The organism is Chryseobacterium sp. WG23 (assembly GCF_024586575.1).
GTDB lineage: Bacteria > Bacteroidota > Bacteroidia > Flavobacteriales > Weeksellaceae > Chryseobacterium.
The window spans coordinates 251,161-276,081 of record NZ_JALCZE010000005.1 but is presented as its reverse complement, the minus strand read 5'-3'; the positions used below and the strand labels follow the sequence as shown (position 1 = coordinate 276,081).

General features: G+C 36.7%; 21 protein-coding genes. 11 read left to right on the top strand and 10 right to left on the bottom strand.

The window, feature by feature from the left end:
* Window positions 1–111 precede the first annotated feature (111 nt).
* The 3 genes from MP477_RS10005 to MP477_RS09995 all read right to left on the bottom strand — a co-directional run bounded on the left by MP477_RS10005 (window position 112) and on the right by MP477_RS09995 (window position 5,962).
* Window positions 112–1,737: a SusD/RagB family nutrient-binding outer membrane lipoprotein gene (locus MP477_RS10005; protein WP_230033647.1), complete on the bottom strand. Its 1,626-nt coding sequence runs from the start codon at window positions 1,735–1,737 to the stop codon at window positions 112–114.
* 10 nt (window positions 1,738–1,747) lie between these two features.
* Window positions 1,748–4,705, bottom strand: coding sequence for a SusC/RagA family TonB-linked outer membrane protein (locus MP477_RS10000; protein WP_257190311.1), 2,958 nt, complete (start codon window positions 4,703–4,705; stop codon window positions 1,748–1,750).
* A gap of 378 nt (window positions 4,706–5,083) precedes the next feature.
* A complete protein-coding gene (locus MP477_RS09995) occupies window positions 5,084–5,962 on the bottom strand; it encodes an AraC family transcriptional regulator (protein WP_230033636.1) in 879 nt (292 codons plus the stop codon).
* A 196-nt stretch (window positions 5,963–6,158) separates the two neighbouring features.
* On the opposite strand from MP477_RS09995, the gene MP477_RS09990 reads away from it, so the two are divergent.
* The 5 genes from MP477_RS09990 to fabF all read left to right on the top strand — a co-directional run bounded on the left by MP477_RS09990 (window position 6,159) and on the right by fabF (window position 10,976).
* Complete coding sequence (locus MP477_RS09990) at window positions 6,159–7,025, top strand: AraC family transcriptional regulator (RefSeq protein WP_257190310.1); 867 nt, start codon at window positions 6,159–6,161, stop codon at window positions 7,023–7,025.
* Window positions 7,026–7,111: 86 nt separating this feature from the next.
* Window positions 7,112–7,531, top strand: coding sequence for an OsmC family protein (locus MP477_RS09985; RefSeq protein ID WP_230033632.1), 420 nt, complete (start codon window positions 7,112–7,114; stop codon window positions 7,529–7,531).
* Between the two features lie 114 nt (window positions 7,532–7,645).
* Window positions 7,646–8,251, top strand: coding sequence for a TetR/AcrR family transcriptional regulator (locus tag MP477_RS09980; RefSeq protein WP_257190309.1), 606 nt, complete (start codon window positions 7,646–7,648; stop codon window positions 8,249–8,251).
* A 10-nt stretch (window positions 8,252–8,261) separates the two neighbouring features.
* Window positions 8,262–9,530: an acetyl-CoA C-acetyltransferase gene (locus MP477_RS09975; RefSeq protein ID WP_257190308.1), complete on the top strand. Its 1,269-nt coding sequence runs from the start codon at window positions 8,262–8,264 to the stop codon at window positions 9,528–9,530.
* Between the two features lie 204 nt (window positions 9,531–9,734).
* Window positions 9,735–10,976: a beta-ketoacyl-ACP synthase II gene (gene fabF, locus MP477_RS09970; RefSeq protein ID WP_257190307.1), complete on the top strand. Its 1,242-nt coding sequence runs from the start codon at window positions 9,735–9,737 to the stop codon at window positions 10,974–10,976.
* Between the two features lie 99 nt (window positions 10,977–11,075).
* Here the strand turns inward: fabF and MP477_RS09965 are convergent, their stop codons facing one another.
* The 4 genes from MP477_RS09965 to msrB all read right to left on the bottom strand — a co-directional run bounded on the left by MP477_RS09965 (window position 11,076) and on the right by msrB (window position 13,362).
* Complete coding sequence (locus tag MP477_RS09965; RefSeq protein WP_257190306.1) at window positions 11,076–11,498, bottom strand: hypothetical protein; 423 nt, start codon at window positions 11,496–11,498, stop codon at window positions 11,076–11,078.
* 159 nt (window positions 11,499–11,657) lie between these two features.
* Window positions 11,658–12,410, bottom strand: a complete 753-nt coding sequence (locus MP477_RS09960; protein WP_257190305.1) for a murein L,D-transpeptidase catalytic domain family protein — start codon at window positions 12,408–12,410, stop codon at window positions 11,658–11,660.
* Window positions 12,411–12,498: 88 nt separating this feature from the next.
* Entirely contained in the window at window positions 12,499–12,894 is a 396-nt protein-coding gene (locus MP477_RS09955) for a hypothetical protein (protein WP_257190304.1), read from the bottom strand.
* A gap of 21 nt (window positions 12,895–12,915) precedes the next feature.
* Window positions 12,916–13,362, bottom strand: a complete 447-nt coding sequence (gene msrB, locus MP477_RS09950; RefSeq protein ID WP_257190303.1) for a peptide-methionine (R)-S-oxide reductase MsrB — start codon at window positions 13,360–13,362, stop codon at window positions 12,916–12,918.
* 261 nt (window positions 13,363–13,623) lie between these two features.
* Here msrB and MP477_RS09945 point away from each other — a divergent pair, with 261 nt between their 5' ends.
* Together MP477_RS09945 and MP477_RS09940 are read left to right on the top strand one after the other, a co-directional pair.
* Window positions 13,624–14,868 carry a DUF445 domain-containing protein gene (locus tag MP477_RS09945; protein ID WP_257190301.1) on the top strand — a complete coding sequence of 415 codons (1,245 nt, stop codon included), beginning with the start codon at window positions 13,624–13,626 and terminating at the stop codon, window positions 14,866–14,868.
* A gap of 74 nt (window positions 14,869–14,942) precedes the next feature.
* On the top strand, window positions 14,943–15,779 hold the full coding sequence (locus MP477_RS09940) for a hypothetical protein (RefSeq protein WP_257190300.1): 837 nt from the start codon (window positions 14,943–14,945) through the stop codon (window positions 15,777–15,779).
* 47 nt (window positions 15,780–15,826) lie between these two features.
* On the opposite strand, the gene MP477_RS09935 is transcribed toward MP477_RS09940, so the two are convergent.
* Together MP477_RS09935 and MP477_RS09930 are read right to left on the bottom strand one after the other, a co-directional pair.
* The gene (locus MP477_RS09935; protein WP_257190299.1) at window positions 15,827–16,864 is read right to left on the bottom strand and encodes a quinone-dependent dihydroorotate dehydrogenase; all 1,038 of its coding nucleotides are present in this window, start codon (window positions 16,862–16,864) and stop codon (window positions 15,827–15,829) included.
* 431 nt (window positions 16,865–17,295) lie between these two features.
* Window positions 17,296–17,991, bottom strand: a complete 696-nt coding sequence (locus tag MP477_RS09930) for a pseudouridine synthase (RefSeq protein WP_257190298.1) — start codon at window positions 17,989–17,991, stop codon at window positions 17,296–17,298.
* A gap of 252 nt (window positions 17,992–18,243) precedes the next feature.
* On the opposite strand from MP477_RS09930, the gene MP477_RS09925 reads away from it, so the two are divergent.
* The 3 genes from MP477_RS09925 (at window position 18,244) to MP477_RS09915 (ending at window position 22,352) form a co-directional block, all read left to right on the top strand.
* The gene (locus MP477_RS09925) at window positions 18,244–19,785 is read left to right on the top strand and encodes a glycine--tRNA ligase (protein WP_257190297.1); all 1,542 of its coding nucleotides are present in this window, start codon (window positions 18,244–18,246) and stop codon (window positions 19,783–19,785) included.
* A gap of 109 nt (window positions 19,786–19,894) precedes the next feature.
* Window positions 19,895–20,716, top strand: a complete 822-nt coding sequence (locus tag MP477_RS09920) for a hypothetical protein (RefSeq protein ID WP_257190296.1) — start codon at window positions 19,895–19,897, stop codon at window positions 20,714–20,716.
* 103 nt (window positions 20,717–20,819) lie between these two features.
* A complete protein-coding gene (locus MP477_RS09915; RefSeq protein WP_257190295.1) occupies window positions 20,820–22,352 on the top strand; it encodes a hypothetical protein in 1,533 nt (510 codons plus the stop codon).
* A gap of 21 nt (window positions 22,353–22,373) precedes the next feature.
* Here the strand turns inward: MP477_RS09915 and MP477_RS09910 are convergent, their stop codons facing one another.
* Window positions 22,374–23,687: a M48 family metallopeptidase gene (locus MP477_RS09910; protein WP_257190294.1), complete on the bottom strand. Its 1,314-nt coding sequence runs from the start codon at window positions 23,685–23,687 to the stop codon at window positions 22,374–22,376.
* Window positions 23,688–23,786: 99 nt separating this feature from the next.
* Here MP477_RS09910 and MP477_RS09905 point away from each other — a divergent pair, with 99 nt between their 5' ends.
* On the top strand, window positions 23,787–24,920 hold the full coding sequence (locus MP477_RS09905) for a serine hydrolase (RefSeq protein WP_257190293.1): 1,134 nt from the start codon (window positions 23,787–23,789) through the stop codon (window positions 24,918–24,920).
* Window position 24,921: the final 1 nt, after the last annotated feature.

The window sequence follows — 24,921 nt, the reverse complement described above, 5'->3', positions numbered from 1 at the left end:
AAACGAAACTATAGAAGAATAAATTATCGGAGATTCTCCTCTCCTTGAAATGAATACTCAAGTACAACCTGATTTTTTGAGATGCCTCTGTATATAAATGATTCTGATTAATTATAATTTCTTATCCCACCATAATTTTGTTCCTCCATTATCTGGTCCATTAAGCATTTGTGAAGCCTGTTGATAATTATAAAGAGACGTTTTTGTATCTGTAGTGAAAGGAATTCTTCGGATCATTGCCTCTGTACTGATCAGTCCGCCACTATCATTTTGTCTGATTTTGAACAAAATAGGGTAACCCGTTCTTCTTTGTTCAGCCCATGCTTCAGGTCCGTTGGGATAAAGGGATAACCATTTTTGGGTAATAATTCTTTCTAATTTTCTTTCAGGAGAATCAGCATTGTTCCAGGCAATGGTAATGGTGCTCAGCTGAGTATCTCCGATATTGATGTTGTTGGCAGCATTCTTAGGGTCAATATAAGGCGCTTCGGTAGCCGTCGTGTTGGTAAGATAAGCTGCTACATCTGCACTTTTACCCCATTCTCCAAAAGATTGTTTTACACCGCTTTCATAATTGGTTTGGGCATCTCCAGCGCCTGCATAACCTCTCAAAGCAGCTTCAGCCTTCAGGAACCAACCTTCCGCAGCAGTAAATAATTTAAGTTTTCCATTTGTTCCGGAGAAATAATCTCCATTAGCTGATTTTGCCTGTGGCTGAGAAAAGCCTCCGTAAGTAGTTTTTCCATTTAACAAATCTATTCCCTGACGAATTCCGATATATTTTCCCTGAACCTGGCTGTCTGTTGCAGGAATTGCATATGCAGGCAGCCTTGGGTCATTATACCCGTTCATATAGGCCATTAAAGGAGCTCCTATCAAACAATCTCCCCAAGAGTAGATGATAAAACTCAATTCAGATTGTCCTACACTGATCAAGGCATTATCAGCATTATCAGTAATCAATCCTGCAGATGATGCAAGCGCTTCTTCAGCATATTGCTTTGACTTTGCAGGATCGGCATAGCTCATTCTCATAGCTAATCTCAACTTAAGAGAGTTTGCAAATTTTGCCCATTGGCCAATATTTCCATTAAACACCAAGTCTGCTCTTTTCAGTGCAGATTTATCTCCTTCATTTTCTCCAGCAGGCATATTCTGTACTTTCTGCAAATTAATAATAGCCGCACTAAGGTCATTGATAAAATATTGGTATGCATCCTGCTGGGAGTCAAAATCGGTTACTCCGTTGGCATTCGGTGTTTCATATTTACTGTATACTACCGGGCCATGGTTATCTGATACTCTTGCAGCAGTGAATACTTTTAATATTTTTTTAACCGCAAATGTAGCGGTAAAGTCTACATCCGGGTAGAAATTTTTAGCAGCATTGTCAATGATGATAGAATAATTAAAAATATCCTGTTGTCTTGCAATAATCCTATTATTCCACCCATCCATCATAAAGTAGGACATATTATTTTTTCCCCCATTAAACTGAGTTGCCGTACTGAACATGCCACTGAACATATCTGCACTCAGATTGGGATACAGCTGATAATCTGATTGCAGACCTCTTTGAATGGATTTCAGAGGATTTACAACCGCATTATAATCTGCATAAAAGTTTTCAGGATCTCCCAGCTTTTCCTGGTTATATTGATCTAGATCACCACATCCTGAAACGGAAAACAATACTATTGCTCCGAATGCCAATGTTTTAATATTATTGAATTTCATTTTCGTTAAATTAGAAGTTAGCCTTTAATGATAGTCCGATAGATCGTGTAATAGGAAGTCCGAATGAATCAACTCCCACTCCCCCCGGTGTATTTCCGGATACCTGTTCAGGATCAAATGGTGCTTTTTTATAGAAGAAGAACAGATTAGTTCCCACCAAACTTACGGTAGCATTTCTCATATATTTTGTATTAATATCAAAAGTATATGAAATAGATGCCTGACGCAGACGAACTGTTGTAGCATTGTACATATAGGCTTCATCAATTCCGGTGCCTATACCTCCGGCACCTCCGGTTCTTTTATAGTAAGCTTTTGGATCGGTTGCTCCAGTATAGGCTTGTCCTGCCAAAGGTGTTCCCGGAGCATAAACAGCATTCGGGATAGACACTCCTCCGGCATCTCTTGCATCAGCAGTAGTCTGGCTTACACCATACAAATCATTTGCTTTCTCCGTAAGAGATAATACTTTACCTCCAAATTTACCATCAATAAGGAAAGATATTCCCAGTTTACCAATATTAAAAGAGTTATTAAACCCTAGAATAAATTTGGGATTTGGATTACCTAAATATTGCGGATCTCCTGTAGTGCCTAATGGAACTCCATTGGCATCTACTAAAACACGGCCTTGATCATCTCTTTGGAATTTAACTCCATAAAGATCTCCAAAAGACCCTCCCAGCCTAAGCTTTGTAAAATCTCCTCCTCCTGTTAGTGAGAAAAGCTGTTTTTCTGAAATAGGTAAACTTGATGGAAATAATTCAACAATTTCATTTTTGTTTGCTGAAGCATTTAATGTAGTTGTCCAACCGAATTTTTCTGTATTAAACACTTTGTATGATACGGATGATTCAAAACCTGTATTGCGTATCTTTCCGGCATTAATGTAATACGAACCTGATGGAATTCCTCCAAAGTTAGAACCTATCGTGGTCTCTAACAATTGATTGGTAGCATTGGAATTATAATAGGTAATATCAAAATTTAACCTGTTATTAAGCATTCTTAGTTCCGTTCCTGCCTCAAATGTTTTATTAAGTTCCGGTTTTGGTATCAGTTCTGCTCTGTCGGTAACAAACGAACTTTTTGGATATACAATAGTTCCTGCATCTACTCCATAAGAATAGGCATTATAATAAGCAACCATTGCATTAGATATATTCGCTGGTAACCCCAACCCCACACTGGCATAAGAAGCCCTTACTTTCCAGAAATTAAATATTTCCGGAAGCTTAAAAACTGAAGATAATATAGCATTAGCACCTATAGATTCGTAGTCAAACCCACTTCTTCCGGTTAATGCCAAAGTAGAATCCCAATCGTTTCTAAAGGTCATATCAATATAGAACATGTTTTTATATCCTACAGAAGCACTTGCAAAAACTGATCGAACCTGTTTCTTTAGGTTCCAATAAATATTGTGGTATCCATCTCCTGGACTTCTGTCTACGTTCCATTGCAGGTTGTTTAATGCAAACAAATTTGGATTTGCCAAGTAAGCATTATCAACCTGTGTTACTTTATTACTGGTAGAATTTACACTTCCTCCTATCGTAAAGTCCAAAGAAATAGATTCACTTAACTTCGGGCTACCGATAAGCAAAACATCGCCGTAGGTAGAAGAATTTTCATATACATTCTTAAGAATTCTTCCATTTTCACCTCCAGCCAACAAACTTGGTGCTGAAAATGCAGAAATATCACGCTGGCTATCCGAACTATTCCAGCTATAGTTTCCTCTTACCCTTGCCGTCAACCATGGATTGATTTCATAAGATAACGTAACTGCACTGTATGCATTTTTATTTTTAACTGCTACCTGATTTCTGTTTAAAATCCAATAGGGATTCTGTGTTTCCGGATTCCCTTTAAAGGCTCCGTCAGGTTTTACCTCCCACCAGTTTTGTGCAGGTAATAGCCTGCTTTTATTTAAATAGGAATAATTATCTGGGCCATACTGATCAAAATCCACTCCTCTCGGCAACCAATATAAACTTACCAACGGTGAAAAAGAAGCCCCAGGAGTTTGTCTGTTTTTAGAATCCTGTAAAGAGCCTATGAAGTTAGCATCCAATGTTAATTTATCATCCAAGAACTTGCTTGAGTTTCTGAAAGAGATGTTATACTGATCAAAATATGACATTGGAATAACTCCTTTATTGGTTGTATTTCCAATAGAAAAGTAGTTGGTTGATTTTTCATTTCCTGACTGAAAAGAAAGGCTGTTAACCCATGTCGTTCCTGTTTGTAAGAAATCTTTAAGGTAATCCTTGGAACCTCCTTTTGCACCCCAACTCTCAATATTATCCCCCGGAACCTGGCCAGATACAGATGGATCATAAGATAAATAGCTGTGCTGCAGTTTTGGAAGACTGTATGCACGTTCTACAGTTAAGCTGGTGCTATAAGAGATAGAACTCCTTCCTATTTTTCCTTTTCTTGTGGTAATCAATATGGCTCCATTCCCTCCTGCAGAACCATACAATGCTGACGCAGAAGCCCCTTTTAAGAAATTGATACTTTCAATATCGTCCGGATTGATCGAGCTCAATACATCTCCGGGATCCGGCATATTGGAATACTGGCTTATATCCGCAGATTTCCCTGATCCGTTAATAATAGGAATCCCATCGATTACATACAATGGCTGGCTGTTAGAAACGGACTTATTCCCCCTCATAATCACCCTTACAGAACTTCCTACTCCGTTTGTTCTATTGATCTGCACATTAGAAACTTTCCCATTGATAGAATTTAAAAGATTGGGAGTTTTCACTTCTGTAAGCTCATCTCCACCAATCTGCTGGCTGGAGTAAGTAAGAGACCGAGCCTGTCTTTTTATCCCCAAAGAAGTGACAACGACCTCCTGAATATCGGTTGCCTTCGTGGTGTCGGCTGCTTTTTTCTCCTGTGCGCTTGCAAAAAAGGAAAAAACTAATAGAACCGGTATAACTGCTTTTCTCATAAGGTTTAGATTAGTTAGATTTATTTGAAAATCAATCACATCCCTTTAAATAGTTCCTTAGTGTTTAATACAAAATTCTTTTATTTTTTAAGCAATAAAATGCTCTTTATGTATTAAATAATTTAAAGTTTTGTTAAGATTTAATTCATATTAGCAAATCTAAATTTTGTTGGCAGTCCGATATAATACTATTTTGTCATAAAACGATATTATTCTTTCATACAATTTTAAATTCCTATCACAAATAAGTGATTTACAACAATATACAATACTCTGAAAGCATGTAATTAAAGAGAATTTATTTCACTTTTTATTTAAAAAAAAGATCCGATAATCAAATCCGGATCTCTGATAAAGTATTTTATTAAGTTTAATAGACTATTCAATTTTTTTAACTCCCTTAAACTGTTCTTTAAACTCTGTAGGAGTTGTTTTCTTAATAGATTTAAAGACTTTATTAAAATTGGCAATATTATTAAACCCTGCCTCAAAAGCGATTTCAAAAACGGTAAGATTTTTTTCCATCAGCCAGCGGGCAGCATAGCTGATTCTTATTTCATTGAGGTAATTAACAAAAGTTTTCCCTGTCCTCTTTTTAATAAACCTGTTAAAAGTAACATTACTCATATTGATAAGGGAAGCGACATCATCCAGAGTTATTTTATTTTCAAAATTTTTGTGAACAAAATCATGAACAATCTTCATTTTATCATTATCCGCGAAACTTTCAAGCTCTATGCTGTAAGAGGATAAAAACGTTTTATCTTCCGCAATTGCCAGTTCATTAAGGATCTTCATCATTTCTATAAAAGATTCAAAACTGTTCATTTTTGACAGGTTAAGAAACGAGTCCTTTAGTTTTTCAGCCGTCTCAGTAGAAAACAGAATTCCTCTGATGGAATCCTTTACCAGGTTACTGATGGGTTTCAGGATATTTTTTTGCATTAAAGACTGGCTAAAGAAATCCTGATTAAACTGTATGGTGATCTCGTGCGTTTTCCTGTTCTTACAATTATGATTTGCCCAACAATGCGGCAAATTGGGACCTATAAGTACCAATTCGATATTACCAATTTCCCCGGTATGGTCTCCTACCATTCTTCGATATCCTTTTCCTTTATAGATAAAATTGATTTCAATTTCGGGATGATAGTGATAGGGAAAATCAAAGGAAGCCTTGATCCTGTCGAATACAAGAAAACTGTCTTCCGGAGAGAGTGGAGTTATTTCTCTCAAAATATTTTCTAATTCACTCATGCAGCAGTTTTGAAAATAATTAAGCAATAAGGGTGTAGTACAAATCTTTGTAAAAGTGATAAAATAATATCAATGTAAAAATATATTTTTGATTTTTTTATTTGTAAAATAGTTCCGATATCACAATACAGCACTGTTTAAATAATTAATCCTTTTGAAATCACACTTTTTTGTATCTTTAAATTAAAGTTATAATATGCCACAACAGCTTATTTTTCAAGATCACTATAAAAGACTTGGACTGGAAATATTCTCAGAAAAGAATCTGAAAGATGTAAACGGGAATCAGTTCAGTACAGATATTAAAGTCTTTTTTATTCCTGCAGGATATGAGCTTACGGTGGATTTCAATCATTACAGAACACAAAAGCCTTCTTTATTTTTTCTTACCAATCAGCACCTGGTTATAGAAAAAGGAAAAGAAGAATCTGTATTATTGTACTATAACCGCGATTTTTACTGTATTCAGATTCATGATAAAGAAGTAGCCTGCGACGGTCTTCTTTTTCATAATGTCTTTGAAATACCTTTTGTAGAGCTTGACCATGAAGAAACCGGGATCATTAAAAACCTGCTTCAAAACATCCAAAGCGAACTCGAGTGGAAAGACTCTTCAGCTGAAGAAATGATCAGAACCTATGTAAAGCAAATTATTATCCGGGCTACCAGACAATGGAAAAAGCAAAATTTAAATAATGATATTATAAAAATTCCGGGCAGTGAACTTGATATTTTCAGAGACTTCAGCAGGCATCTGGAAATTCATTTCAGAGAAAAACATACTGTAGCAGATTATGCAGAATTGCTTCACATTGCCCCAAAAACTTTAACCCATAAATTTAAAAATTTACGGTTGGATTCTCCCAACCAGTTTATTATCAACAGGATTTTATTGGAAGCCAAAAGACTCCTTTTTTATACTGATAAACCCGTTAAAGAAATCGCCTATGACCTGGGATATGAAGATCCTGCCTATTTCAACAGTCTTTTTACCAATAAAACAGGAAGCACACCCTCCAATTTCAAGAAAAATTACAGCTCGGGAAAAAAGTACAATATTTAAGTCCTTTTATCTATTCAAAGTGGCAGATCACCGACATATCTTTGTAACATCAAAAACAATTAGTATTAAAATAAAAAACAAACATTATGAGACGTAACGCAACAGCCGTTTGGAACGGTACTATCAAAGAAGGTAAAGGACATTTAACAACACAAAGTACTACTTTAAACCAGACTCAATATTCTTTCAACAGCCGTTTTGCTGATGGCGTGGGAACAAACCCTGAAGAATTACTGGCCGCAGCTCACGCAGGATGTTTTACGATGAAGCTAGACGCAGAACTTTCACAAGCCGGCTACAATCCTGAAGAGCTTAAAACAACTTCTGTAATCACTCTTGATCCAAACATTGGGAAAATTACAAAATCTGAGTTGACTTTAACAGCTAAAGTTCCGGGAATTTCTGAAGAAGAATTCCAGAAATATGCTAAAATTGCTGAAGAAGGATGTCCTGTAAGCGCCGCATTCAATTTTGAGATTACTTTGAATGCTACTTTAGAACAGTAAAATTCAAATTTATCATATATTAAATCTGAGTCTTATAAATTCTCAGATTTAATCTTCAAACAAAATATACCGAGTGGTATATTTTTGTATATTTGTATTCAGAATTATACCAATATGTCGAAGGCAGCAAAAACGAAACAGCACATCATCGAAAAAACAGCAACTTTATTTAACACAAAGGGTTATATTTCTACATCCCTATCGGATATTACGGAGGCCACCGGCCTTACCAAAGGCAGTATTTATGGAAATTTTGAAAATAAAGATGAAGTGGCTATTGAAGTTTACAAATACAATGCTGGACTATTAAGTAAAACAATTAATTATTCTTTTGGGGATGAATATCCTACGTCAGCTGAGAAATTACATGCTTTTGTAGAGTTTTACCGAAAAAACTGGAAGACGGTCTTTTCCAATGGAGGCTGCCCCCTGATGAATGCAGCAACAGAAGCAGATGACTCCTTTCCGGCTCTTAAGCCTTATGTCAGAAATTCTTTTAAACTATGGATGGCAAAAATATCAACAGTCATTTTACAGGGCCAAAAAAACGGAGAAATCAATGAGAAAGTAGATGCTGAAAAATATGCTTCACTATTTATTATGCTTATTGAAGGTGGAATCCTGCTTTCAAAAACCATGGGTACTCAAAGTTTTCTGAATGACGCCCTGGATAAAATTACCCACATGATTGACTATGAACTAACTATTCTTCCATCATAAATTTCACCATATGGAAACAAAAAGAGTGGCTATTGTAGGATACAACAGAATCCCATTTGCCAGAATGAATACAGCCTATACAGAACAGGGAAATCAGGATCTTTTACTGGCTGCCCTCAATGGTTTGATAGACCGCTACAGATTAAAAGGTAAGCTTCTTGGAGAAGTTGCCGGTGGTGCTGTGATTAAACATATTTCAGAAAGTAACCTCATCAGAGAATCCGTCATGAATACGTCTCTTGATCCCGCCACTCCCGCCTGTGATCTTCAGCAGGCTTGTGATACTGGTATTGAAGCTGCCATTTATATAGGAAATAAAATTGCTTTGGGGCAGATAGAAAGCGGCATTGCCTGCGGTGTAGAAGCCATGAGCAATATTCCTTTTGAATCTGCACCCAGATTAAGAAAAGCACTCTTAAAAGCCAATAAAGAAAAATCTGCATTCGGGAAACTGAAACACCTGCTAAGCCCAAAACTGAAAGACTGGATGCCTGTTCCCTATAAAGGACAGGAACCCAAAACAGGGCTTGTTATGGGTGAACACACAGAAATTACGGCCAAATATTATCAAATTTCCAGAGAGGAACAGGATGAGCTGGCATTTAAAAGCCATCAAAATATGACAAAAGCTTATGACGAAGGATTTTTTGATGATATGATTACTCCAGCTTTTGGTTTGGATAAAGACAATAATCTTCGCCGTGATACCAGCCTGGAAAAACTTTCTCAGCTAAAACCAGCTTTTGATAAGCAAAATGGCACTCTAACAGCCGGAAACTCCACTCCTTTTACCGATGGAGCCTCCGCCATTTTGCTGGCCAGTGAAGAATGGGCCAAAGCCAATCATCTTCCAATTTTAGCCTATATTACTTTTTCAGAGTTGGCAGGGATAGAATATGTTGACACTAAACAGAATCTACTTTTAGCTCCTGTTTTTGCAGCAGAAAGGATGCTTAAAAAAGCCGGGATAGGCCTTGAAGATTTTGATTATTATGAAATTCATGAAGCTTTTGCCGCTCAGGTATTAGCCACTATAAAAATCTGGGAAGATGATGAGCTTGCTAAAAAGTTCGGCTTAGAAAAGTCTTTAGGAAAGATTGACAGGAATAAACTGAATGTGAAAGGAGGAAGCCTTGCAGCAGCGCATCCGTTTGCAGCAACCGGTGGGAGAATTATTGCCACATTGGCCAAACTTCTTAATGAAAAGGGAAGCGGAAAAGGATTTATTTCTATCTGCGCCGCCCGTGGGCAAGGCATCACAATGATCTTAGAAAAGTAACAATATAATAATAAAAGAGTTTTTAACGGCAAAAATTCTTTTGCTATGCCACAAATAATATGTCTAAATATTCGTGTATAGCGAAAGAAAATTGATAATATTGCAGGTTAAAACTAAATTGATACAATAAAGAAGCAAAACAGACTGTAGATACATTGATAGTAGTCTATAGAGATTTTGCCTATTTAAAATTAGTAACTAGATATGAAAAGAGTTGTCATTACAGGATTAGGCGCCGTGACGCCTTTAGGAAATAATGTCGAAGAATTTTGGCAAAACAGTATTAACGGGGTTAGCGGTGCTGGATTAATCACTCATTTCGATACTGAAAAGTTTAAGGTACACTTTGCCTGTGAGGTTAAGAATTTTGATCCGAAAGCTTACCTGAACCATAACGAAATCAAAAGAAGCGATCTGTTTACACAGTATGCTCTGTATGCATCCTCAGAAGCTATTCAGGATTCAGGATTGGAGCTTGAAAAAATGGACCCTTTTGATACCGGAGTAATCTGGGGTACAGGACAAGGCGGTATGTGGACCTTTGAAAAAGAGGTGATGGATTTTGCTCAGGGTGATGGTACACCGCGTTTCAATCCATTTTTTGTCCCTAAGTTCATTGCCAATATGGCATCGGGAATGATTTCCATGAAATATGGCCTTCAGGGGATTAATTACACCACTATTTCTGCTTGTGCTACAGGAAATACAGCATTAATGGATGCATTTAATTATATCCGTCTCGGAAAAGCAAAAGTGATCATCAGCGGAGGATCTGAAGCAGCTATTTCGCCAGCTTCTATTGGTGGTTTCTCTACGATGAAAGCGATGTCTACAAGAAATGATGACTTTGCTACAGCCAGCCGTCCCTATGATGCGGAAAGAGACGGTTTTGTAATGGGTGAAGGCGCAGGAGCTTTGGTTCTTGAAGAATATGAGCATGCAAAAGCCAGAGGAGCCAAAATCTATGCAGAACTGGCAGGAGCAGCGATGACTGCAGATGCTTATCACATGACAGCCCCTCATCCTGAAGGAGCCGGAGCTATCAAAGCAATGCAACTGGCAGTGAAAGAGGCCGGTATCAATATGGAAGATATCAACTATATCAACCCCCACGCAACTTCCACTCCATTGGGAGATCTTGTTGAATTGAAAGCAATCAACAATGCATTTAAAGGAAGTAAAAACCTTGATATCAGCGCTACTAAATCAATGACCGGACATTTATTGGGTGCTGCGGGAGCTGTTGAAGCTATTCTTTCTATTAAGGCTATTCAAAATGGTATTATACCTCCAACCATCAACCTTCATAGTATTGATGAAAATATTCCGAGGGATATCAATATTGTTTTCGGAGAGGCAAAAGAAAAGGAGATCAACTTTGCACTAAGTAATGCCTTTGGATTTGGAGGTCACAATGCAACTGTTGTATTTAAGAAATTCAGCTAGCCTTCAACTAAAAATAATTTTAAAATCCCCTACATGATAATAATGCAGGGGATTTTGTTTTTTTATTGCAGATTGGGTAGATTACCACATAAGAGATTATTACTTTGGATCCGGAATAAAAAAATCTTCAATACTCTCTGTCATTGGGATATAGAGCCTTTCCCATTCATTACTCTCTACCATCTCCCAACTGTGTCCGTCTCCTTTAAGATCTTCTGCTAAAAGAACAATTCCCGGTTCAATCATAAATGTTGAACCATCACTTACTTTAAATCTTATATTTCCTTTGATTGTAATGACGTACTGTTTTCGGGGAGCAACATGTGCATTTTTCTCCCATTCTTCGGTTCTCGTACTGAACCAAAATCCTGTAGTGGGTATAAGTTTCAGGCTGGGCATTTTCCCTTTTTCGAATGTACATGAGCCATCGGCATTATTCAAAAGCCTTACAGCGGGAATAAATTCTGTGAAAATTTCCGAAGTCAGGTTTATATCGAGGTTATTTTCGTGCTCTGCATTCATATTCGTCAATACTTACATAGTTGGCTTTGATAAATTTAATTATTTAAAAATAAAAACAACCATTTCTTACATAAAACAGGAAGTCCCTACATAATTTTCATACCCTGAAGATTTCACGGAAATTGATAAAAAAAGCAGTCAAAATTGACTGCTTTTCTCTTATGCTTTTAACCATTCTGAGGAGGAAAGGTAATTCTGATCAGGATAGTAAATGAACAGAAGATTTCTCCCTTTTATACTGTTGATGATAGACTGTGTAAGTTCTTTAGGAACAGCAGGGCAACCCCAGCTTCTTCCAATTCTCTTATGCATTGCAGCAAAGTCATCACTTACATAATTGGCACCGTGCAGTACAATTGCTCTTCTGTATGCTGCATCATTAAAGCCTTTATCCATTCCTAACAATTTAAGAGAATATCCGTTGTCCCCTTGATATGTTGCATCCGTGATATAAAATCCCAGGCTGCTCTGCAACGAACTTTCCCTGTTAGAAAAATTCGTCGCAAATTCTTCACCTGTATTTTTTCCGTGAGCAACCAGTGAGTTGAACAGCACTTTCTTGTCATTAAGATCAATTACCCAAAGTCTTTTTGTATTGGAGGACATAGAAAAATCGCAGATTGTTAATAAATGCGACTCCTCAGTAAGCAATCCCGCTTTCTTTAAATTTTCAAATCCCGTCAATGCTTTTGCGAACACTTCATAGTTTAATTCATGTTCCGGGTCAAATGCAATTGATTGGTATAATACCTCTGATGAAGATGCTGCTGCCTTCTTCTCAGATTTCATGTCAGTTACTTTTTCAGTTTTTGTCGTAATACCGTTTTCATTCTTTACCGCCAGTCTTGGAGAAAGATAGAATGAAGTCGTTACCATGTATACAAGGCCGATCAGGCCATAAAATCCTTTCATTCAATAATATATTAATTCCAAATTAGTGGGGCAAAATTATAAAAACATAACTGTCAGACACTTATAAATCCAAAAAGTTTAACGCAATTTAAGAAACTTTAACGGGGCTTCCTCCATCTGCCTGATTATAAATCTCTTCTATTCTTCTCCAATAACTCCTATTTATCTTATCATAGAAAAGGTAAATACATTTAACAGCGAAAATATCCAGCTTACTTCTTGTTTCAATCCATTTCATAATATTTTTAACCAATAATAATTCATTAAATCCTGCCCATTCTCCTGCCGGACTTAGCAGATTTGAAAAGAGGACAGGAAAAACTTCATATTGGTCAATTCTTTTTACTTCCTCAAAAGTAAAAGGGCTTTCAAGGAGAGTTTTTGCTATATATCTGAAATCAGATTCCTGAAGTTCAGTATCAAGATATAGCTCTGATAGAACGATCCAAACTTGTTTTCTGTTTTCCAGACTCTCTTCTCCCATAGCAAGTGGATAAAAATACTTTTATGGTTGTGAATCCGAAACGAATTCCAGACTGATAGAATTCATACAATATCTCAGTCCTGTAGGCTTTGGGCCGTCATCAAAAACATGTCCCAGATGGGAATCACATCGTTTACAAAGCACCTCTACCCTTTCCATTCCGTAGGTCTGATCTTTTTTGTAATACACCCCTTCTTTGTCTGCTTCAAAAAAACTTGGCCATCCGCAGCTGCTTGCAAATTTTGATGTAGAGCGAAACAGGTGGTTTCCACAAACGGCGCAATAATAATCTCCTATTTCATCAAATTCATTATATTTTCCGGTAAAAGCTCTTTCTGTTGCGGCTTCTCTGGATATTGCATACAGGTCCGGAGCCAGAATTTTTCGCCATTCCTCATTGGAAATGCTCAGTTTGGTGGTATCAGTTCTTGAATAATATGGATTGTTTTTTGCTTCTTTATTTTCCATAGAAGTAATTTTAATAGGTTGATGTTTCTGCTTACATCCCAGCAGAAAAGTTAATATGATGATTGAAACTAAAAATTTCACCGTCAATTTTAATTGCTCATATCTTAACCACAAAAGTGATAGGAAATGTAAACACTTAAGTCAATAGGGTATTATTCTCAACCCACTAAAGTGTTCAAAAGTCTTAAAAACAAAAATTTTGTGTCTATTGTGGTTTAAATAGTAAATGGTTTAATAGCCAAATTTAGTAAATTTGAGAATATGAATGACGAAGCAAAAAGAAAACAGCTAAGGAAATACAAGGCATTTGCCACGGGATTATTTGTTCTGATGGCCGTTATTTTCATTATTACCACAATTTTACAGAAATCTAACCATTCTCATTGGATAGGCTATGTCCGGGCTTTTGCTGAAGCGGCAATGGTGGGTGCACTGGCAGATTGGTTTGCTGTAACGGCTTTATTCCGTCATCCACTCGGGCTGCCGATTCCGCATACCAACCTGATTGAAAACAGCAAACAAAGGCTCGGTGATAATCTGGGAAGTTTTGTGGTCAGTAATTTTCTTTCGCCTCAAAATATACGTCCCTACATTCAAAAAATTAAGGTCTCAAACTTCGTGGGCGAATGGCTGGGTAAGGAAAAAAACCAAAATATCCTGATCAGAAATATTTCAGATATCGTACTGGATATCCTTAATAAGCTTGATGATTCTACGGTAAGTCAATTCATCAGTAAGAAGGTATCTGACATGACAGATGATATCAAGCTCAACAAAGTCGTAGGAAACGGAATTCATTATATCTTGGAAAAGAACGACCATCAGAGAATTATCACCAATCTTTCTAAGCAGATTAAAGATTATATTATTGAAAATGATGAAATGATCAAAGAGCGGGTAAAACAGGGAAGCTACTCATTTGTTCCCTCTTTTGTGGATAATAAAATAGCAGACAAGATTACAGATGGGCTTTCTGATTTTTTCAGGGAAATTGAAGAAAATTCCCAACATGAAGTAAGGGCATTAATCACACAAAAAATATATGAATTTTCTGTTGATCTTAAAGAAGATCCGAAATGGGATGATGAGTTTAAAACCATCAAAAACGGACTTCTGAAAAATGATAAGCTGGATGAATATTCCAGTGATATCTGGATTTCTATCAAGAAAACACTCATGAAAGAACTTCAGGAAGAGCAGTCAGCACTGAAAAATTATCTGTATAAAAACCTGGATGAATTTTCACAAAATTTAAAGACTGATGAAAACCTTCAGAATAAAATAGATCATTGGGTGCGTGTCACCGCTTATAAATATATTCTGAAAAACACCCACCAATTCGGGAACCTCATCAGTACAACCGTAGGAAACTGGCAAGGAAAAGAGCTGAGTGAAAAAATGGAACTGGAAGTAGGAAAAGACTTGCAGTTTATCCGGGTAAACGGAACTTTAGTGGGTGGCCTGGTAGGCTTAATTATCTATACTGTAGCCAACTTTTTCATTTAAAAAATAAAAACCACCATCTTCCAGCCATGAAAAAAATATACACCGCAGTATTCCTGCCCTTTTTCATCTTTTGTATGAGCCAAAAAGTTGAATTGAAAGCTGTAACAGATTCTTCCCAGGTTTTCAAAGGAGCAATTTGGGGAGTTCCTTTTACCATGCAGCTTAATTACACAGGAATTGTTGACTGTAATCAGTATCAGCATTTTGTAGAAGGATGGTATTATTATGACAAATATCAAAAGAAAATTCCACTTACAGGAATTTATGATTTGGGAACTCTTTATCTCTATAATTTTGGAAATAAGCATACACTGTATGCAAAAGAATTAAGGAAAGTGATCACTTCTCCGCGTAAAGTAGAAAAAACAGACAGCATTGCCCGCACTTTAAAGCCCAAAGAAGCATTGCTATTTGAAAAAAATGATACTAAACAGGAGGTATCCGGAACTTTTTATATGGGAAAGCAATCCCAACCCGCTAAATTATACACCGGCAATCCGACAATCTACCGGTATAACAACTATTTACTTCTTCCGGACAATAAGAAACTCAATACTTTTGATTTTATGAACCGGCTGGGAGGAAATACACTGTTATCAACAGCCTCTTATAGTACAGGAAACAGGGTGTTGCTTTATTTTGAAAACCTGTCCAATTTTAATTTTTGCGGAATATGCGGAGCCAGTGATGGTGAAAAAGGATACAGGGTTTTGTATTTTACCAAGAACTGGAATTATAAAAACTATGAAGAATTCCTTACTGAAAGTTGTCTGGAAGGAATATCAGAAACACAAAAGATAAAGACCAAAGATCCCAATATACTCCAGTTTAATGTTAAAAAATCATATGCTGCTGCTCCTTATATTCTGACCGTGGGTATAAAAAACGCTTCGGTTTCCAAATCAAAGTAACGGAATATAAAAACAAAAAAGAGAGCTGTTCAAACTCTCTTTTATATTTATCTTGGCAGTCGGCTTGCTCTTTTTAGCAGCTCCTGATTGATATCATTGATCAGTTGTGGGCCTTCATAAATAAACCCTGTATACAATTGTATCAAGCTCGCTCCGGCATCCAGCTTTTCAATGGCATCTTTTGCAGAATGTATTCCTCCCACCCCAATGATAGGGAAAGCTCTGTTGCTTTTTTCTGAGAGGTATCTGATCATCTTTGTGCTTCTCTCACGAATAGGCTTTCCACTTAAACCGCCATTTCCTATTTGTTCCAAAACTTCAGGAGAGGTTTTCAGACCTTCTCTGTTTACTGAGGTATTGGAAACAATTACTCCATTTATTTTTGTTTCAGCAATCAGCTCAACAATTTCATCCAGCTGAGTGTGATTAAGGTCCGGAGCAATTTTCAGTAATATCGGCTTCTGTACAGATTTTGACTGGTTGATTTTCTTTACTTCCGTAATCAGCTCACGCAGATATTCTACATCTTCAAGTTTGGCATGACTTCCCACATTCGGGCAGCTTACATTCAGTACAAAATAGTCTACATGAGGATGGAGACCTTCAAAACAATCCAGATAATCCTGTGTATAGTTCTCTGCTTTTGTATCGGTATTTTTTCCGATGTTTCCACCGATAATTATTTTTCCTTTGTTGGATTTTAATTTTTCGATTGCTGCCTGAAGTCCTTCATTGTTGAAGCCCATTCTGTTGATGATTCCGCCATCTTCAATAAGACGGAATAATCTTTTCTTAGGATTTCCTGCTTGAGCTCTTGGTGTCACAGTTCCTATTTCCACAAAACCGAAACCTAAGTCTCCCAATTCATTGAATAAAACAGCATTTTTATCAAAACCGGCAGCCAGTCCTACAGGATTTTTAAATTTTAATCCGAAAACTTCTCTTTCCAGACGTTTGTCTTCAATAGGTTTTGGGAGAAATAATTTGGTGAGAAATCCAAAATTCCTGAGCATTGAAAAAGTAAAGTGATGTACTTCTTCAGGATCAAATTTGAAAAGAATCGGACGAATGAGCGATTTGTACATTGAAAAAAAGTTTTACAAAATTACTCATTTTAAAATTAATCGTGGATTAACATATGTCCTTTTATCAAAATAGCTGATAAACAGTATCTATAAAGCAGGAACATTTGCAAGATACAGTTGTATAAAAATTTTTAGCTGAAGCTATTTCCCGCTTTTCAGTGCAATCTTTTTTTGCAAAAAAAGGATTTTCATTACAATCGGGGCTAAGGTTGCGGACTTTTATTCCAACATGATGAAATAACCACAAAGTTTGTCATTCCGCAGGAATCCAGACCTAATCTTTCCATACTATTTTCTAATACAATCTTAAAATCCTTACAGGATGGCAAACTTTGTGGTGATGTGGTAACGGAGCCTTGCCAAGGTTTAAAACCTTGGCAAGGCTCTATCCTGAAGATTCCTTTATAAAATGTTTAAAATATCTGGTTAAATTAAGAATAGGGGCTCAAATCAAAGTTCAGAATCTTCCCTACCCTTTCAAACTCATCATCTATAGTAGCATTTACCGTAATCCTGTCATTAGAAATAGGATGATTAAAAATCAATTGATGGGCATGCAGCGTCATTTTGCTAATCTCAAATGTTTGAAGCCACAACTTATTCTGTTTATTGCATCCATGTTTACGGCAACCTAAAATAGGATGCAGAATATGCTTAAAATGTTTTCTTAACTGGTGAAATCTTCCTGTTTCAGGAATGGCTTCTACCAAAGAATATCTCGAAGTCTGATGTTTTAAAAAGGGTAAATCTATTTCCGAAGTCTGCAAACGACGGTAGTAGGTAACTGCATTTTGCTTGACTTCATTTTCATTAACTAAATCATAATCAATTGTTTCTTCTTCTTTTGTCCAGCCACGAAGAATTGCCAGATATTTCTTCTCCACCTCGCGTGAGGCAAACTGCTCGCTCATGATTCTAAGGGTCTCTTTATCTAAAGTAAACAGCAGAACACCTGAAGTTTTCCGGTCTAAACGATGTACAGGAAACACTTTTTGTCCAATCTGTTTCTTCAGCTCCTGAATAGCGTAAGTATCAGCTTCTCCCGCATAGAAGGATTTATGAACCAGTAATCCGCTGGGTTTGTTGATGGCAATAATATGTTCGTCACGATAAAGAATTTCTAACATGGGACAAAAATAGAAATTTTCGACCGATCTAGCCCTGATTGAAGCGGTATGTTTGAGCTCATTTTGTAGGAATTGGCGCGGCGGCTCTGCCGCCGCGCCAATTCCTACAAAATAGCGAGTAGTGAAAGCAGGTTCCCGGCTCCTAGGAATTAAAATGTAAATTTTTGAACTTTTATTTACTGCTTTTTTTGTTGAATTTCATGGAATTGGAATTCAAATTCATATTTTTGCACATCAGACGTTAAAAAAATTATGGCAAAGCAAGAAGATGTTTTCAAGAAAGTGATTTCTCACGCTAAAGAATATGGTTTTATTTTTCCATCGAGTGAGATCTATGATGGTTTATCCGCTGTTTATGATTATGGACAGAACGGGGCTGAACTAAAAAACAATATCAAACAATACTGGTGGAAAGCTATGGTACAGCTTAACGAAAATATTGTGGGTATTGATTCAGCAATCCTTATGCACCCTACTACATGGAAGGCATCGGGCCACGTAGACGCTTTCAATGATCCATTGATTGATAATAAAGATTCTAAGAAGCGTTTCAGAGCAGATGTTTTGGTAGAAGACTACTGCGCTAAAATTGAAGATAAAGAGAATAAAGAAATCGAAAAGGCGGCGAAAAGATTTGGTGATTCTTTCGATAAAGCTCAGTTTGAAGCTACCAATCCAAAAGTTTTGGAATACAGAGCAAAAAGAGAGGCTATTCTTTCAAGGCTGGCAAAGTCTTTGGAAAACGAAGACCTTGCTGATGTAAAATCTTTAATTGAAGAGCTTGAAATTGCTGATCCTGATACAGGTTCTAAAAACTGGACGGAAGTAAGACAGTTCAACTTAATGTTCGGAACCAAGCTTGGTGCTTCCGCAGACAGTGCTATGGACCTTTACCTGAGACCGGAAACAGCTCAGGGTATTTTTGTGAACTTCCTGAATGTTCAGAAAACTTCACGTCATAGACTTCCCTTCGGTATTGCACAGATTGGTAAGGCATTCAGAAATGAGATTGTTGCCAGACAGTTTATCTTCAGAATGCGTGAATTTGAACAGATGGAAATGCAATTCTTCGTTGCTCCCGGAACTGAATTAGAGTTCTACGAACAATGGAAGCAAAAACGTCTGAACTGGCACCTGGCTCTAGGATTAGGGAATGACAATTACAGATTCCATGATCATGAAAAACTGGCTCACTATGCGAATGCAGCGGCTGATATTGAGTTCAACTTCCCGTTTGGATTTAAGGAACTGGAAGGGATTCACTCAAGAACGGATTTCGACTTAAAGGCTCACGAAGAATTCTCAGGAAGAAAACTTCAGTTCTTTGATCCTGAAAGAAACGAAAACTATGTTCCTTATGTGGTGGAAACTTCGGTAGGTTTAGACAGGTTATTTCTTTCTATCTTCTCTCATTGCTTAAGAGATGAAGTATTGGAAGATGGATCTGAGAGAACGGTCTTATCTTTACCACCAGCCTTAGCACCAATTAAAGCAGCTATTCTTCCATTGATGAAGAAAGATGGTTTGGCGGAGTATGCAGAAAATATCTTCAACGACCTGAAGTATGATTTCAACTTATTCTACGAAGAGAAAGATGCGATCGGAAAACGATACAGAAGACAGGATGCGATTGGTACGCCTTACTGTATTACCATTGATCATGACTCTCTAACGGATCACACTGTAACGATAAGAGACAGAGACACGATGAAGCAGGAAAGAGTTCCTGTTTCTGAACTGAGAAGGATCATTGATGAGAAAACCAACTTCAGAAATTTACTTTCTAAAATATAATGTAAGAGCCCTGATTTTTCAGGGCTTTTTTATTTTTACACACAATAGATAAATATATTACGGAAATTATTATTTTTGGAGAACTTTTAAAGCTAAAAAAATAATAACTATGAAGAAATTAATTATTTCATCACTGGCTATGGCAGTGATCGTAAGTTGTAGCTCATCCAACGATAATCCGGAAGACAACAACAATACTAATGACAATACCCCTTATCTTTTAAAAAAATTTACCGAAGTTACACAAGACGGGCAATCTTATGTTGTGGAATATAAGTACGACGGAAATAAAATAACTGAGGCTTTTGACGTTACAGACAACGAAAAGGAAGTATACACTTATGACGGGGATAATATTGTAAAAACAGAACTGTTCAGGAATGGAGTCATGAAATTCATGAGAGAATTTACCTATTCTAACGGAAGGCTTGCTTCTGAAAAAGTGACTGATAAAGAACAGGCTGGAACGTTGGTATACACAGAAAACTACCAGTACCTGAGCGATAACCATGTAAGGTATAATAAGTATAGCTCCGCTACATATAATCCGTCAACAGGAACTTATTCCAATATACAATACGTTCAGAAAGATGTTTATCTTAATTCTAACGGGAATATAGCTTCTTCCAGCTATACGAGCAATGGAACTACATACAATGCCACATTTATGTATGACTCCAATAACCATCCTATGAAAAATGTAAAAGGTTTCGTAAAAATGGAGATGTTTTCGCTTGATGATGGTGAAATGGCTTACAATAACCTGTTAAGCTACAACGGAAGTTATTCAGGAACCGTAAGTGGAACACGTGGAACCACCGGGGTTCATACGCTTAACAGTTCCGATTATCCTACCAAATCGGTTATGACATATACCAGTTCTGCTTTGGGAACCAATAAGCATACTTATCTTTATGAGTATAACAAGTAATGATCTTATTTATTACCATACTTAGCCTTGAATAATTTCAGGGCTTTTTTTATTTTCAACCTTATCTCTTAATTTATTATTTTAGATCTCAAAAAATTCAAATATGAAAAAAATAACTTTCTTAATGTTTGGGCTCATCCAAACATTAGTATTATCCCAAACTCAGGATTTGACAGCCTTGGCCACAGGAGACCATGTGGGTATGAATGCCCTGTTTGACGATAAAGATAATCTTTATGGCTATATTTCACTATATTCTTATGGGAAATCCGGAGACAAGACCAAAAAATTTGAATACGTAGTATTAGACAAAAACCTCAACCCCGTTGCCAATAAGGAATTCGAAGGAGACATTACCGCGGCTTCCTATATGGGCTATGTTGACTTCAAAGGACAGATTATCTTAAAACCTTCCATGATCGATTATTCTCTGATAAAAAGCAGAGAAGTATTTACACCTGTTTCCATGATAATTGATCCGAAAACCAATACCATTACCCGAAAAATTTATTATGATTATCTCGAAGACAGAAGTTTCAAAGAGATTAACGAACCTAAAAGCTGGAAAGAGCAGCGTAAAGAAAATAGGGAAGAGAAAAAAGAAAAAGGCTACAATTACATTTCGGCGGTGGGAGAAATAAAAGAAGGCGGCTACTTTGTTATTGAATACAAAGATTACGGAAAGTATGTGAACAACAATAGCCTGATGAAATTTAATGAAAACAAAAAAGAAGTATGGAAGTATCAGTACAATACCAATGGCGACAAAAAGGTTTTCTCTACGTTGTCTCCTTTGGAAAAAGATGACAACTATATGTACTGCATCATGAAAAAAGTAGATGACAGGAAGAAAACGTTCAGCCTTCTTGTGCTGGATATGAAAACAGGAAAGGAGGTTGTCAATAAGCCTATCACAGGAGTTTCTGACAAGACTATTGAATATATTAATACTTTTGTCGCCAATTACAGTCCCATTGATAATGATAAAACTTTTGATGACAAAATAGTATTAACAGGCAGAAATTATGGGATCGACGACTATGATACAGGATTTGCAAGATTAATGATTAATAAATCCGACTTCACCGTTAGTGTAAAAACACTTGATTATAAACCGGATTTTGTGCCTTATCTCCCTAAAATTGATGGACATGGGTTTGTAGAAAGTGGATATTATCTTCAAACTAAAGATTTATATTTTATGAGTGATGGCAGTGTGGGTATCCTTACAGAAAAATATAAACCTGCAGGGCAATATAACGCTCCAAAAACTACAGATCTAGTGTATGTTTACACTGATAAGGATTTTAAAATCAAAGATCTTAAAGTTTTTGAAAAAGAAAAAACAAAATGGAGTAACAATGATTATCTATTCTCACAATACCTCAATGGAGGGAAAGATGTAGTATTTTTCTACCGCGACTATCAAAAAGACGAAGTAACGAGACAGAAAAGATGGAACCTTTTCATCAACACCATTATCGACGGAAAGTTTAAGCAGGAGACCATTCCTATTTCAGAAAAAGATAATTACACGGTAATCCCGTACGTAGGAAAAGAAGGTTATATTTTACTTCGTGAGTTTAATGAAAAAGAGAAATTCAATAAAATCCGTTTGGAAAAACTGAACTACTAGATAAAAAGAATCCTGGTGACATCAGGATTCTTTTGTTTGATAATAATCTGCAATATTTTTTATTTCATCCAGACTCAGATTCCACATAAAGCTCAGGAACTGCTGATAGCTTTCACTTTGGTTTTTGGGATCTACTCTATCTAAATATCTGTTGAGATTATAATTTTTTCTGGCTTCATATATTTTAGAAAAACATTTCCCCAGCCAGCTTTTATAATATTTTTCTTCTTCACTATCCTGTAAAAACTGCATGGCTACATAAATCCCTACACCGTAGTCTTCTGCATGAAAATAATTGGGCAAGACTTCCGCCCTCGCTGTTTTCTTTAACGCAATAAAAGAATCGGCAGGGTCTCCCGATGGATCTAAAGCTGTAAGTTCTGTAAACGTTTTTTTCAGCATAGTTATTCTTCTCGACATTTCAGGATGGGAGGCCAGAGAATCTTTATCCAGTTTTTCTTTATAAAAATTATAATTGTATAGCGAAAAGTCTTCTTTTTTCATCCACTTATCATTGAAAGTCTGCTTTGGAAGATTAAAAAGTTTTTTATATGTTTCCATCTTAAGTTCCCTTGGTGAAATGGTATCAAAATCCTGCAATCTTTGAAGTGCATTCACAAATTCGGACTTCTTAAAATTACTGTTTTTAAAAATGATATATCCCAAAGAATCTGCCTGCATTTCCTGCTGCCTTCTTTCTACTCCTTTTTTGTAGACTTTGTTTTTCAAAATATCAAAAGCTTTCTGGTTCTGACTTTGGCTGCGGCTGGAAGTGGTGGCCTTTATATCCTGAACTGTAATTTTATCAAGTTTATCCTGCTCAATAAGCTTTAAAAAAGATTTCAGGGAATGCTCCTGTATTTTGTGCCCCAATTCATGTGAGATCACTGCTGCAATCTGTTCTTCATTTTTAAACCAGCTGTAAAGTCCCATATTAATAACAAAAGTTCCATCTGGAAGACAGTAAGCATTAGGGGTATTATCTCTTGCTATTAAAATTTTCAGATCTTGGGGAATCTGGGGATTATTCTTTTTAAGGCGCTGAATCAGGGACTGTATACTGGTTTCAAATTCAGATTTAAAGATGAAGTCTTTATTCTTCACCTGCTTTTCAAAGTCTGTTTCAAATTCATTATAAATCTTAGATAACGCTGAACCTGTTTTCCCGGAATACTGTGATTTTAATCTTTTAATGGTAGATTCGTTATTCCCGGCAAAACCCTTCAAAAATTCTTTTCTCTGTAAATAATCTGCTGTGTCTATCGCTTTATAAGCTTGTGCCATTCCCATTATCGAAAATAGGAAGCCCATCGATACAATAAGTTTTCTGATCATATTTTTTCATCAATAAAACAAAAATAGCTTATTTGACCATTCATTTTCATTTTTCTAACTAAATTATTTTAAATTTGTTAGAGACCGATTCACGTGAATATGAGAATATTAAAGTATATGATAGGTGGAGCGGCAGCAGGTGCTGTGGCAGCTTATTTTTTGGGATATGATTATTTGTTTAGTGGTATTTCCAAAACCTACCTTAAAGGAAAATCAAGCGCCTATATTGATGACGGAGATCTTTTCCCCAGCAACCCTATTGATACTGAAGCACCCGAGCTCTGGGAAGAAGATTCCGGTTACAACCAAAAGGAATTACCGAAGCATTTAATTGATAATTTAAAAACGTCTAAAACGGCTGCTTTTGTGGTGATCCGAAATGGTAAAATTCTGCACGAGCAGTATTGGGCCGGCTATAATCAGCTTTCACAGACCAACTCTTTCTCTATGGCAAAAGCCGTTACGGTAATGCTTCTGGGGAAAGCTCTGGAAGAAGGTATTATAGGAAGTATTGATGAAAAAATTTCAGAATTTTATCCTGAACTCAAAGAGAAAACATTCGGAAATACAGTCACACTTAAAAATCTGGCTCAAATGGAAGCAGGACTCGACTGGGATGAGAACTACAATAATCCTTTCCTTCCCAACGCCAAAGCCTATTACGGGAAAAATCTTGTAAAAGCCGTGCTCACAAGAAATTTTAAAGAAGAGCCGGGAACAAGGTTTGAATACCAAAGCGGATCTACACAGCTTCTGGGTTTTGCGGTAAGAAAAGCATTAGGAAAACCTCTGGCAAGTTACCTCTCTGAAAAATTCTGGATTCCGTTGGGCATGGAACAAAATGCCAAATGGAGCACAGACAACCACGGAATAGAAAAAGCATACTGCTGCATCCACTCCAATGCGAGAGACTTTGCCAAACTGGGACAGCTATTTCTGAATGATGGCAAAGTTGGGGATCAGCAGATTCTTAATACAGATTTTATTGAACACATGAGAACTCCTACAGAAAAGTCTGAAAACATTTACGGAATGGGCCTTTGGATCAATCACGACAACCCAATCAAACATTATTATTTTCTGGGACTTCAGGGGCAGTATATCATTATGGTCCCTGAACATAATATGGTCATTGTAAGAACGGGAAGCTACTTCAACAGTCCTAAAAATGACAGAGGAAGGCCGGACCAGGTAGGGTTCCTGGTGAATGAAACCGTACAATTATTTCAATAAA

Excerpts from the sequence above, each read along its gene's own strand:
- MP477_RS10005 (WP_230033647.1), bottom strand. The coding sequence starts at position 1,737 with ATGAAATTCAATAATATTAAAACATTGGCATTCGGAGCAATAGTATTG.
- MP477_RS10000 (WP_257190311.1), bottom strand. The coding sequence starts at position 4,705 with ATGAGAAAAGCAGTTATACCGGTTCTATTAGTTTTTTCCTTTTTTGCA.
- MP477_RS09995 (WP_230033636.1), bottom strand. The coding sequence starts at position 5,962 with ATGAGTGAATTAGAAAATATTTTGAGAGAAATAACTCCACTCTCTCCG.
- MP477_RS09990 (WP_257190310.1), top strand. The coding sequence starts at position 6,159 with ATGCCACAACAGCTTATTTTTCAAGATCACTATAAAAGACTTGGACTG.
- MP477_RS09985 (WP_230033632.1), top strand. The coding sequence starts at position 7,112 with ATGAGACGTAACGCAACAGCCGTTTGGAACGGTACTATCAAAGAAGGT.
- MP477_RS09980 (WP_257190309.1), top strand. The coding sequence starts at position 7,646 with ATGTCGAAGGCAGCAAAAACGAAACAGCACATCATCGAAAAAACAGCA.
- MP477_RS09975 (WP_257190308.1), top strand. The coding sequence starts at position 8,262 with ATGGAAACAAAAAGAGTGGCTATTGTAGGATACAACAGAATCCCATTT.
- fabF (WP_257190307.1), top strand. The coding sequence starts at position 9,735 with ATGAAAAGAGTTGTCATTACAGGATTAGGCGCCGTGACGCCTTTAGGA.
- MP477_RS09965 (WP_257190306.1), bottom strand. The coding sequence starts at position 11,498 with ATGAATGCAGAGCACGAAAATAACCTCGATATAAACCTGACTTCGGAA.
- MP477_RS09960 (WP_257190305.1), bottom strand. The coding sequence starts at position 12,410 with ATGAAAGGATTTTATGGCCTGATCGGCCTTGTATACATGGTAACGACT.
- MP477_RS09955 (WP_257190304.1), bottom strand. The coding sequence starts at position 12,894 with ATGGGAGAAGAGAGTCTGGAAAACAGAAAACAAGTTTGGATCGTTCTA.
- msrB (WP_257190303.1), bottom strand. The coding sequence starts at position 13,362 with ATGGAAAATAAAGAAGCAAAAAACAATCCATATTATTCAAGAACTGAT.
- MP477_RS09945 (WP_257190301.1), top strand. The coding sequence starts at position 13,624 with ATGAATGACGAAGCAAAAAGAAAACAGCTAAGGAAATACAAGGCATTT.
- MP477_RS09940 (WP_257190300.1), top strand. The coding sequence starts at position 14,943 with ATGAGCCAAAAAGTTGAATTGAAAGCTGTAACAGATTCTTCCCAGGTT.
- MP477_RS09935 (WP_257190299.1), bottom strand. The coding sequence starts at position 16,864 with ATGTACAAATCGCTCATTCGTCCGATTCTTTTCAAATTTGATCCTGAA.
- MP477_RS09930 (WP_257190298.1), bottom strand. The coding sequence starts at position 17,991 with ATGTTAGAAATTCTTTATCGTGACGAACATATTATTGCCATCAACAAA.
- MP477_RS09925 (WP_257190297.1), top strand. The coding sequence starts at position 18,244 with ATGGCAAAGCAAGAAGATGTTTTCAAGAAAGTGATTTCTCACGCTAAA.
- MP477_RS09920 (WP_257190296.1), top strand. The coding sequence starts at position 19,895 with ATGAAGAAATTAATTATTTCATCACTGGCTATGGCAGTGATCGTAAGT.
- MP477_RS09915 (WP_257190295.1), top strand. The coding sequence starts at position 20,820 with ATGAAAAAAATAACTTTCTTAATGTTTGGGCTCATCCAAACATTAGTA.
- MP477_RS09910 (WP_257190294.1), bottom strand. The coding sequence starts at position 23,687 with ATGATCAGAAAACTTATTGTATCGATGGGCTTCCTATTTTCGATAATG.
- MP477_RS09905 (WP_257190293.1), top strand. The coding sequence starts at position 23,787 with ATGAGAATATTAAAGTATATGATAGGTGGAGCGGCAGCAGGTGCTGTG.